Origin of the sequence: Thiocapsa sp. (assembly GCF_022340925.1) — a bacterium.
GTDB lineage: Bacteria > Pseudomonadota > Gammaproteobacteria > Chromatiales > Chromatiaceae > Thiocapsa.
This window is the reverse complement of the sequence record NZ_JAJDNA010000064.1, coordinates 1-9,011: the sequence shown is the minus strand read 5'-3', so window position 1 is coordinate 9,011 and position 9,011 is coordinate 1. Positions and strand designations below refer to the sequence as shown.

General features: G+C 66.6%; 11 protein-coding genes. 9 read left to right on the top strand and 2 right to left on the bottom strand.

All coding sequences use genetic code 11. The features are described 5' to 3' along the window. The 3 genes from LJE61_RS08280 to LJE61_RS08270 form a co-directional block, all read left to right on the top strand. Window positions 1-1,878 (top strand): AMP-binding protein (locus LJE61_RS08280; protein ID WP_296918044.1); only part of this gene is annotated, 1,878 nt, incomplete at its 5' end. Window positions 1,879-2,010: 132 nt separating this feature from the next. Next, on the top strand, window positions 2,011-2,505 hold the full coding sequence (locus tag LJE61_RS08275; RefSeq protein ID WP_296912148.1) for an Hsp20/alpha crystallin family protein: 495 nt from the start codon (window positions 2,011-2,013) through the stop codon (window positions 2,503-2,505). Between the two features lie 444 nt (window positions 2,506-2,949). After that, window positions 2,950-3,354 (top strand): hypothetical protein, encoded by a 405-nt coding sequence (locus LJE61_RS08270; protein WP_296912151.1) that lies wholly within the window; start codon window positions 2,950-2,952, stop codon window positions 3,352-3,354. An 11-nt stretch (window positions 3,355-3,365) separates the two neighbouring features. Here LJE61_RS08270 and LJE61_RS08265 read toward each other — a convergent pair whose 3' ends face one another. Next, window positions 3,366-3,605, bottom strand: a complete 240-nt coding sequence (locus tag LJE61_RS08265) for a hypothetical protein (protein ID WP_296918042.1) — start codon at window positions 3,603-3,605, stop codon at window positions 3,366-3,368. A 263-nt stretch (window positions 3,606-3,868) separates the two neighbouring features. Here LJE61_RS08265 and LJE61_RS08260 point away from each other — a divergent pair, with 263 nt between their 5' ends. The 5 genes from LJE61_RS08260 (at window position 3,869) to LJE61_RS08240 (ending at window position 6,597) form a co-directional block, all read left to right on the top strand. Then, complete coding sequence (locus LJE61_RS08260; protein ID WP_296912154.1) at window positions 3,869-4,195, top strand: SH3 domain-containing protein; 327 nt, start codon at window positions 3,869-3,871, stop codon at window positions 4,193-4,195. A gap of 77 nt (window positions 4,196-4,272) precedes the next feature. Further along, window positions 4,273-4,602: a lysozyme inhibitor LprI family protein gene (locus tag LJE61_RS08255; RefSeq protein WP_296918040.1), complete on the top strand. Its 330-nt coding sequence runs from the start codon at window positions 4,273-4,275 to the stop codon at window positions 4,600-4,602. Window positions 4,603-4,919: 317 nt separating this feature from the next. Beyond that, window positions 4,920-5,243 carry a YbjQ family protein gene (locus LJE61_RS08250; protein WP_296918038.1) on the top strand — a complete coding sequence of 108 codons (324 nt, stop codon included), beginning with the start codon at window positions 4,920-4,922 and terminating at the stop codon, window positions 5,241-5,243. After that, the gene (locus tag LJE61_RS08245; RefSeq protein WP_296918035.1) at window positions 5,240-5,683 is read left to right on the top strand and encodes a YbjQ family protein; all 444 of its coding nucleotides are present in this window, start codon (window positions 5,240-5,242) and stop codon (window positions 5,681-5,683) included. Before LJE61_RS08250 ends, LJE61_RS08245 begins: the two co-directional genes overlap by 4 nt. Window positions 5,684-5,685: 2 nt before the next feature. Next, window positions 5,686-6,597 (top strand): M48 family metallopeptidase, encoded by a 912-nt coding sequence (locus tag LJE61_RS08240; RefSeq protein WP_296918033.1) that lies wholly within the window; start codon window positions 5,686-5,688, stop codon window positions 6,595-6,597. A gap of 265 nt (window positions 6,598-6,862) precedes the next feature. On the opposite strand, the gene LJE61_RS08235 is transcribed toward LJE61_RS08240, so the two are convergent. Further along, window positions 6,863-7,417 (bottom strand): HPF/RaiA family ribosome-associated protein, encoded by a 555-nt coding sequence (locus tag LJE61_RS08235; RefSeq protein ID WP_296918031.1) that lies wholly within the window; start codon window positions 7,415-7,417, stop codon window positions 6,863-6,865. An 853-nt stretch (window positions 7,418-8,270) separates the two neighbouring features. On the opposite strand from LJE61_RS08235, the gene LJE61_RS08230 reads away from it, so the two are divergent. Then, on the top strand, window positions 8,271-9,011 hold a 741-nt coding region (locus LJE61_RS08230; protein WP_296918029.1), incomplete at its 3' end, for a hypothetical protein.

The window sequence follows — 9,011 nt, the reverse complement described above, 5'->3', positions numbered from 1 at the left end:
ACCATCAGCAAGAACGGACAGCTCTCGGAGTTCAAGCGCGGCTTCGAGCGATCCGCCCGGGCGGCGACGAACGGCGTGATCCTGCCCTTCTATCTGCGCGGTCTCTGGGGGAGCCGCTTTTCCTACGCCAGCGAGAAGCTCAAGGCGATGCGCCGCGCGGGGCGAAGCCGCGACGTGCTGGTCGCCTTCGGGCGTCCGCTGACCCGAGAGGCGAGCGCCGAGCGGGTCAAGCAGGCGGTGTTCGAGCTCTCCGTGACCTCCTGGCAGACCCATGCCGCGACCCTGCCGAGCCTGCCCGCGGCCTGGGTCGCAGCCGCGAAGCGGGCGCTCGCTCAGGTCGCGGTGATCGACTCGGTGGGCACCCGTCTGAGCAACCGGCGTCTGCTCACCGCGGTCCTGCTGTTCGCCCGCCGCATCCGGCGGCTCGCGCGTGAGCCTGCCCTCGGCATCCTGTTGCCCGCGAGCAGCGCCGCCGCGATCGCGAACCTCTCCGGTCTCCTGGTCGGCAAGCAGGTGGTCAATCTCAACTATACCGCGAGCAGCGAGGCTCTGCTGGCCGGGATGCGCAACGCAGGCGTGCGCCATGTGATCACCTCGGAGCGCTTCATCGCCAAGCTGCGGCAGCGCGGGATCGATCTGGACGCCGCCTTCGCCGAGGTGACCCTGCATCCGATGGAGGGGCTGCGCAGCGAGATCGGCAAGCTGGAGGCGCTCGCCATGCTGGCGGTCGCGAGCCTGTTGCCGGCGCGGTTCCTGCTCTGGCTCTTCGGTCGGCCCTCCCGCCCGGATGAGACGGCAGCCATCCTCTTCTCCAGCGGCAGCGAGGGAGCCCCCAAGGGGATCGAGCTCAGCCATCGCAACATCATGGCCAACGTGCGCCAGATCTCGGACGTGCTGAACACCGAGGCGGACGACCTCATTCTGGCCAACCTGCCGCCCTTCCATGCCTTCGGTCTCACGGTGACCACCTTCCTGCCGCTGCTGGAGGGGATCCCCATGGTCTGTCACCCCGACCCCACGGATGCGGTCGGCACCGCCAGGGCGATTGCCCGCTACGGCGCCACCGTCCTGTGCAGCACCTCGACCTTCCTGCGGCTCTATGTCCGCAATCAGCGCATCCACCCGCTCATGTTCCAATCCCTGCGCGTGGTGGTGGCCGGCGCGGAGCGCTTGGCACCTGAGGTGCGCGAGGCCTTCGCGATCAAATTCAACAAGCCGATCTACGAGGGCTACGGGGCCACCGAGACCACGCCGGTGGCGAGTGTCAACGTCCCGGATGCGCTGGAGACCGAGACCTGGAAGATCCAGTCCGGCTCACGCCCGGGGACCGTGGGCCTACCGTTGCCGGGCACCAGCTTTCGCATCGTCGACCCCTTGACCCTCAAGACCCTGCCGCCGGGCGCGGACGGGCTGATCCTGATCGGGGGCGTGCAGGTGATGAAGGGCTATCTCAAGGACCCGGGGAAGACCGCCGAGGCGGTCGTCGAGCTGGATGGCCAGCGCTGGTACAAGACGGGTGACAAGGGGCACCTGGACGCCGATGGTTTCCTCACCATCGTCGACCGCTACTCACGCTTTGCCAAGCTTGGCGGGGAGATGATCAGCCTCGGCGCGGTCGAGGAGCAGATCCGTCGAGCCCTGGGTGAGCCCGAGCTGGAGCTCGCCGCGGTGAGCCTCCCCGACGAGCGCAAGGGTGAGCGCATCCTGCTCCTGGTCGCCGGTGAGATTGGAGCGGATGGGATTCGCAAGCGGCTGGTGGAGGCGGGCATGAATCCGCTCAGCATCCCCTCGGAGGTTCTCCGGGTCGAGTCGATCCCGAAGCTGGGCAGCGGCAAGACGGATTTCGCGGCGGTGCGCCGGCTGGCACTGGCCGCTTGAGCGCATCCCGCGTGGAGCAACGTATTTCTCTATAAGAGCATGTTTATAAGAATGAAAATGAGCTTCCAGAATTGTAGGCGCGCGCTTTCGAGCTATACTTTTAGTGGGAGTAACAGAGAAAGGAGGACTGCCATGAAAACCAAAAGCAAAGCGATTGGGGAAGCGGTCCCGCGTCGTGAGCTGACACTCTTCGACGAGATGGATCGCGCCTTCGATAACCTGATGCGTCGCGGTTGGCACCACGGGTGGATGCATCCGTTCCGTGAGATGTGGCCGGAGTGGGGTCGTCTTGAGGAGACGTTGGAGATGACGCCGCGTGTTGATGTGATCGATCGGGAAGAGGAGATCCTGGTGCGGGCAGAGGTCCCGGGCGTCGAGAAGAAGGATCTCGATGTCGAGCTGAGCGGTCAGCTGCTGACACTGAAGGGTGAGCGCAAGCACGAGGAGACCGAAGAAAAGGGCACCTACTATCGGTCCGAGATCGCGCGCGGCAGCTTTACCCGCTCGATTCGGCTGCCTGAAGGTGTCGAGCTCGAACAAGCGAAGGCCGACTTCAAGGACGGGGTGCTCGAGATTCATCTGCCGAAGACCGAAAAGACCGAGCGTCGGCGGATCGAGGTGCAGTAAAACCATCGGCGCGCCTGCCGCGCCCCATCGCACACCATCACGTGTGCGCCGACCGCCCCCGGAATTTCTGCAAGAGTGGATCCCGGGGGCGGCCTCTTTGCGGCCTCCAAGATCGTCTGTCTCGACCGGAATTCGAGGTCGCAGCCCCACTGCCCTAGACGCTTGAGCCACTTGTCAAGCCGGGGCCGGGATGGCCGGTCATTTCAGCCTCACCGGGTCGGGTTTTTTCTGGCGGGGGTATCCCCGATCCCCAAACGTTTCTGTTACCGTTACGCTCTCGGCGTCCCGTCAGCTTGCCGCCGGAGCGGGCGCGCGAGGGCAGGGTTGCCAATGCCGAGACCATCGTGCAGGGCAACCGTTTGTAAGGGCGGGTGCGTCGCTCTCGGTTGACGTGTGTTTAGGTGATTGAAGCGGCGCGTAATCTGACTTGGAGAATAGAACAGCATGACGATGAAATCGAAATCACCCATCCGTATCCCGGCGCTGTTGATTGCAGCCTCTATGCTCGTGGCTTGTGGGGAGCAAGCGCAGGAGTCCGCAGGCGAGGCGGCGGACAAGGCGGCCGATGCCGTCAAGGAGAGTGCCGCGGAGGTGAAGAGAATGGCGGGTGAAACCGTCGAGGCGGGCAAGGAGGAGGCTGGCGAGATGGCCATGGAAGCGGGGGAGGCCGTCAAGGAAGGCTACGAGCAGGTCGAGGAGAAGGCCGCGGAGACGGCGGATGCGACGGGTCGAGCCGTGGAAAAGGGTGTCGACGAGGTGGGAGAAGGTGCGGATACGATGGCGGATTCCGCTGAGAAAGCCGTCCATGACGCCGCTGAGAAGGTCGAAGAGGCAACGGACGAGAGATGAGACCCGGCGGCTCAGGTCGTAGGTTTCGACGGCTTCCGTACCGGGTCGACATCGATCCCGAACGACTTGGAGCTCCCGTGGGCGTCCCGGCAGGTCCCGCGCCAGACGTTCCCCTCGGCCGTTTCGGTGTACCACTCCGCCAGTTGGATGGTCTCGCGCTGGCAGCCCTGCTCGACGGCGCGGTGCTTGACCCATTCGGCCAGGTCGCTCGCGTTCCAGATGCTGGAGCACGCGGACAGCCACAGCGGCATGAGAAGCCGGAGTGCGCGGGGAATCGATCCGGGGAATTTAGATGGAAGCACAAGCGGCACCCACGATTGATCCACTCAGGACAGGCATCCTGACCCGCCGGTTGCCGCGCGACGGGCGTTCCGGAGAGCACGACATCCGATCAAAACTAACCTTGCTCACGGCCAATTGGAAGTCCGGAGTGCTTCGCCCGGCGAAGGGGGATCGGACCGCCAAAGGGCGTTCACCCTGCTCCCGGCGCGTCGGCCTCGTGGTCGGTCTGGCTATGAGTCACACCGCGGGAGCGGTATTCGCGGAGGCGGACGGCCCGGATTTCTACGCGGTCCAAGGCGTCGCCCAAGGCGACGTCCTGAACATCCGGGCCGAGCCGGGCCTCCATGCACGCAAGGTCGGCGAGATCCCGCGCGACGGCACCTGCATCCGCAACCTCGGCTGCAAGGGAGGGTTGACCTTCCAGGCGTTCACCGAGCTGTCGCCCGCGCAGCAGGAGAAGCGCGCGAGAGAGAACCCGCGCTGGTGCAAGGTTGAATACCAGGGGGTCACCGGCTGGGTCGCCGGACGCTATCTGACAGAGGGTGACTGCCGCCGCTAAGGCCCGCTCTGATCTAGATCGAGCTCCATTGCCCGTGCAAGCCCATCAGACTCAGACCAGAGCCGGAGATGAGGTTAATGACCAAGAACACCCTGACGCTACTCGGCGTCTTCTGCCTCGCCGCCCCCCTTGCCCAGGCGTCGCAGCCCAGTTTCGACTGCAGCAAGGCCTCCCATGAGGCGGAGGAGCTGATCTGCAAGGACTCGGAGCTGGCGTCGCTGGACCGCAGCCTCGCCGAGCTCTACGCCGCGGCGCTCAAGAACACCCCGGCCGGTGAGCAGGGCACGCTCAAGGCGGAGCAGCGCGGCTGGGTGAAGGGGCGTAATGACTGCTGGAAGTCCGACGACCAGCGCGGCTGTATCAAGGCCGAGTACGAGTCACGGATCAGCGAGCTCAAGGACCGCTAGGGCCGGCCGCAGCGCAGCGGCTTCCCCAGGCCCCGGCGCTCGGCATGCGGGATGGGGAGAGCGCAGCGATCCCCTGTCCACATGCTCCGCCTCCGGGATGCCGATGGGTGTGCCGGGTCTCACCGTGCGGCGTGGCCGCCTGCTTCGCGCAGGCCCCTCATGGGCTCCGGTCTACCTGAGGGAAGGCCGACAGCCGCGACTTTCCAGATGGGCGATCCGGCAGGCGCGCGACTGACACCCGAACTGCCCGCGGCAGGGCTGGAGGGTGCATCCCGCGATCTCGACCCTTCCTTTCCCCCAGTCCGAGGAGCCCGTTCATGTTGTTGACGAATCTGGAGGTCGTCCCTGGTCGCAGGGTCGTCGAGCACCTGGGTCTCGTGCAGGGCAGCACGGTGCGCGCCAAGCATGCGGGCAAGGATATCCTGGCGGGCATCAAGAACGTCTTCGGCGGTGAGCTGCGGGCCTACACGGACTTGCTCCAGGAATCCCGCGAGGAGGCGATCGAGCGCATGGTCGCCCAGGCGCAGGCGCTCAACGCCAATGCCGTCCTCAACGTCCGCTTCTCCACCTCGTCGGTGGCCCAGGGAGCGGCCGAGCTGTTTGCATACGGCACCGCGGTGCGTCTGGAGGATGCCCCGTGAACGGGATCCTGGTCATCCTCGTCCTGCTGGCGCTGGGCTATGCGTTCGGGAGCGGGGCCGAGCGGCGGCACTACAAGTCCATTCTGGAGCGGGAAGAGGCGCTGCGGCGGGTCATGGTCTTCTCGGCGCGGGTCCCGCCGGATTTGCATCGATGGCGGGAGAGCCGGCTGGTAAGCGGCAGCGTCTGTGTCTCGGCGGATTACTTTAAGGCCTTCGTGGCCGGACTGCGTGGGCTGGTCGGCGGGCGGGTGACCAGCTACGAGGGGCTGCTGGATCGCGCGCGGCGGGAGGCCGTCCTGCGCATGAAGGAGGAGGCCCAGCGCCTGGGCCCGTGCAAGATCTTCAACGTGAAGATCGAGACTGCGTCCATCTCCAAGGGCGGAGAGAACGCCCTCGGGACCGTCGAGGTCCTGGCCTACGGGACCGCGGTGGCGGACTGACCATGGTCGAATACCGCAACCCGCGCCTCCCCGAGGGCATCAACAACAGCGCCAGGCGCCCTTTACGCGAGTTCGTCTGGCTCACGGCTGGGGTGTTGGGACTCCTGGCGGCGGGCCTGACCGCGCTGGGGCTGGCCGCGCGATGGGTTGCTCCGCGCATCCCGTTCGATTACGAGGTGGGTCTTGCGGCCCCCTTCGTTGCCGCGCTCAGGGAGGAAGCGGGGCCGATCGAGCCGCGCATCGAGGTCTATCTTCAAGGGCTTGCCGATCGCCTCGCGCCTGCCATGGGCATGGGACCTGATATGCCGGTCAGGGTGTATTACTCGGCCGAGGGGACGGTGAACGCGCTGGCCACGCTCGGAGGGCATCTGGTGGTCTATCGGGGCCTGATCGAGCGGATGGACAGCGAGAATGCCTTGGCCATGGTCATGGGTCATGAGATCGCGCATGTCCTGCATCGGGACCCGACGGTCTCACTGGGGCGGGGCGCCGCAATGGCCGTGGCGCTCTGTGCGCTGACGGGTGTGTCCAGCAACGACATCGCGAAGCAGGTGATCGGCGAGGCGGGCCTGCTGACAAGCCTCAGTTTCAGCCGGACGCAGGAGAAGCAAGCCGACAGCGCCGGTCTGCGGGGTCTGGCAGCGGTGTATGGCCATGCGGCCGGTGCGCTGGACCTTTACCGGACCCTGGGCGGCGAGGCGGCTTCGACCGCGAGGCTGCACATGGATTTCCTCGACACCCACCCGGACCCTGGGCGGCGGATCCAAGCGATCGAAGCGGAGGCACGGGCCAACGGCTGGGCCCTGAACGCCGCGCCGACCCCGCTTCCGGACTGGCTGCCCGAGGCCCTGGCGGCCTCTCGAGCCAGGTTGGGCGCGGATTGGAGGGACTCTGGCGCATCCGCACCTGAGTGAACCCCTGGATGGATGCTTGCGGAGACCAGGTTCGTCTCGCGTCGCGCTGGCCAACAACTCCGGGCCCGCTCAGACCCGAGGGCGCGGCGATCGGGCATGATGCCGTTCAGGTGGTCGCGGGCAGGGTCTGCACCAGATTCACCGGCATCGACTCGAGGCCTGTCAGGATCAGGAGGGCCGGGCAGGGCGGACGGCTCTTGCGCAGGCGCGGTCTCCGCTGCTGGGGCGTTATCCACCAACCGTCAGCCGATCGGCGTCTCAGGGCTCAGTGTCGTCTGGTGACGCGCACCGTCGAAGCCTGAGGGCCCAGCTCACCGTCCTCTTCGGCGAACGTGACCTCGTCGCCCTCTCGCAGCTGATCGAAATCGGCGTCCAGCACGCTGTTGCGGTGGAAATACACCAGCCGACCATTCGGCGTCGCGATCCGGCCGAAGTCTTCCGCGGGCACCAGCTCGACAATGTGGCCGCGCTCCGGCGGCTCATGGGTCTTGACGTCGCCCCGCAGCTCCCGTGCGTAATCTTCGAGTTGACGGCGGGCGGCGTCGAAGGCGTCGCGGATGGCCACATAGACGTCTTCGTGGGCCTGATGCTCCGAGGGGTCGCGAGTGACCGCGAGCTCACGTCCAGGCACCGACAGGTCGATGCTGACGTGGTAGAGATTGCCGTGCTGATGATGCTTGTGTTGTGCCTCCACGACCACGCGACAGCTCATGATGTCGGAAAAGAACTGGTCGAGCTTGTCGGCTTTGTCCCGCACGTTCGCTTCCACGGCATCGGAATGGGGAAAGCCGCGAAACGTGACCTGTAAGGGGATCTTCATTGGCATGATCCTCCTGATGGAGAGATTGATCGCCGTCAGAGAGTCTCTGGCGAGAGGGGGCGCGTCCTCACCGGCCGGGCTTTGTCCGCAACGCAGCCCACTGGTGCCGGGAACAAGGCCGTCCCCAAGGAATCTGGGCGGAGCAGCAGCGGGGCGGAACCCTGCCCGGCTTCTGCCCGACCCGAAAACGCGGTGCTCCGAGCGCCCAACTTAATTATGGCAGGCGCCGGCTCGAGTGCAGGCGGCAGGCGTTTGGCCGGGGACTGTCTGAGTCGGGTGGTCTCGAAGCCGTCCATCCTAGGCATCTGCACGTCCATCAGCACCACGCCGAAACCGCGCGGACCCTGGTCGAGCCGGCGGAGCGCCTCGGCCCCGTCCCCGCCGTCTCCGACCTCAGGCCGAGTCTACCCAGGAGCTCGGTCCCGATCCGGCGGTTGAGCGCATCGTCCTCGACCACCAGCACCCGCGGTGGTCGCGTTGACCGCTGGCGCGGACTCTCCGACCCTCCTGCGGTGGACCGGCGCTCAGCGTCCGAGCCGGATCCGGGTCGCGCCCGTGCCTTCCCGAGAGAGCCGGGCAGCCGACTTGCGAGAGAAAACGACTCGGGTCCACTGGCGCCTGATCCGGTCCAGTCATCAGGCGCACGGGCGTGGTCGGTCTGGTCTTGAAATGCATGGAACGCAACTTCCGGAAATGCCGGCAGCGGAGACTAATCTCGCGCTGTACCAGATCGCTGCCGTCCGCGGGCAGAAAAACACGGGCGGTCGCCGCCGACGCGCCGATCGGCTACAGTTGCTGCCCACGTCAACCGCCAGCCCGCGCCGACATGAGCTTAGTCCGATCCCCATTCAGCTTGACGATCCTGCTCTTTCTGCCCTTGGCCGCAGGGGCTCAGGCCGCCCTGGATGACGCCGAGGCAGCAGGGTCCACCGAGACATCGCCCCCGCTGGCGCGCTACGAGCCTCCACCGACACTGAACGCAGCCGACCTGCTGCCGGCGTCGGCCCTGTCCGGCCCGCACCACCGGGTTCAGGATCGGGTGCCGACGGACGGCTTCTTGACCCGCTTCACGATCGACTCTGACTTCGGCAGCTTCAGCCCAGGCTCGCCGGCGCTGGCCCAGGAGCGTGTCAAGGAGATCGCGGCACTCGCGGAGCTTGCCCGGCTGGACACCGATGACCTGGCGAAGGACGGCTTCAAGCACGCGGCCGGCCAACTCAAGGACAGCTTCCAGCACCTGATCGAGAACCCGGACGACACTCTCAAGGGTGTCCCGGACGGTGTCGGCCGCTTCTTCAAGCGAACCGTCCGCGCGGCCAAGACCGGCTATCAGGCGGTCCAGGACCGCCATGCCGGGGACAGCGCGCCGGCCGCGGTGACCGACGGACCCGGGAGCCGGCTGCCGGGCGCGCCCCTGGAAGTAGCCGACCCCGTCCCCGATGAAAGCAGTGCGGAGCTTGCGGCCAAGCTGGCCGGGCGCACCGCCGCCGACGTCTTCGGCTATTCCGAGCAGCGTCGCGAGATCGCCGCGCGCCTTGGCGTTGATCCCTATAGCGACAACGCGGTGCTGGCCAGACGGCTCGACGAGGTGGCT

Coding starts and splice junctions, on each gene's coding strand:
- LJE61_RS08270 (WP_296912151.1), top strand. CDS start 2,950: ATGACGATGAAATCGAAATCACCCATCCGTATCCCGGCGCTGTTGATT.
- LJE61_RS08240 (WP_296918033.1), top strand. CDS start 5,686: ATGGTCGAATACCGCAACCCGCGCCTCCCCGAGGGCATCAACAACAGC.
- LJE61_RS08250 (WP_296918038.1), top strand. CDS start 4,920: ATGTTGTTGACGAATCTGGAGGTCGTCCCTGGTCGCAGGGTCGTCGAG.
- LJE61_RS08260 (WP_296912154.1), top strand. CDS start 3,869: ATGAGTCACACCGCGGGAGCGGTATTCGCGGAGGCGGACGGCCCGGAT.
- LJE61_RS08235 (WP_296918031.1), bottom strand. CDS start 7,417: ATGAAGATCCCCTTACAGGTCACGTTTCGCGGCTTTCCCCATTCCGAT.
- LJE61_RS08255 (WP_296918040.1), top strand. CDS start 4,273: ATGACCAAGAACACCCTGACGCTACTCGGCGTCTTCTGCCTCGCCGCC.
- LJE61_RS08275 (WP_296912148.1), top strand. CDS start 2,011: ATGAAAACCAAAAGCAAAGCGATTGGGGAAGCGGTCCCGCGTCGTGAG.
- LJE61_RS08265 (WP_296918042.1), bottom strand. CDS start 3,605: ATGCCGCTGTGGCTGTCCGCGTGCTCCAGCATCTGGAACGCGAGCGAC.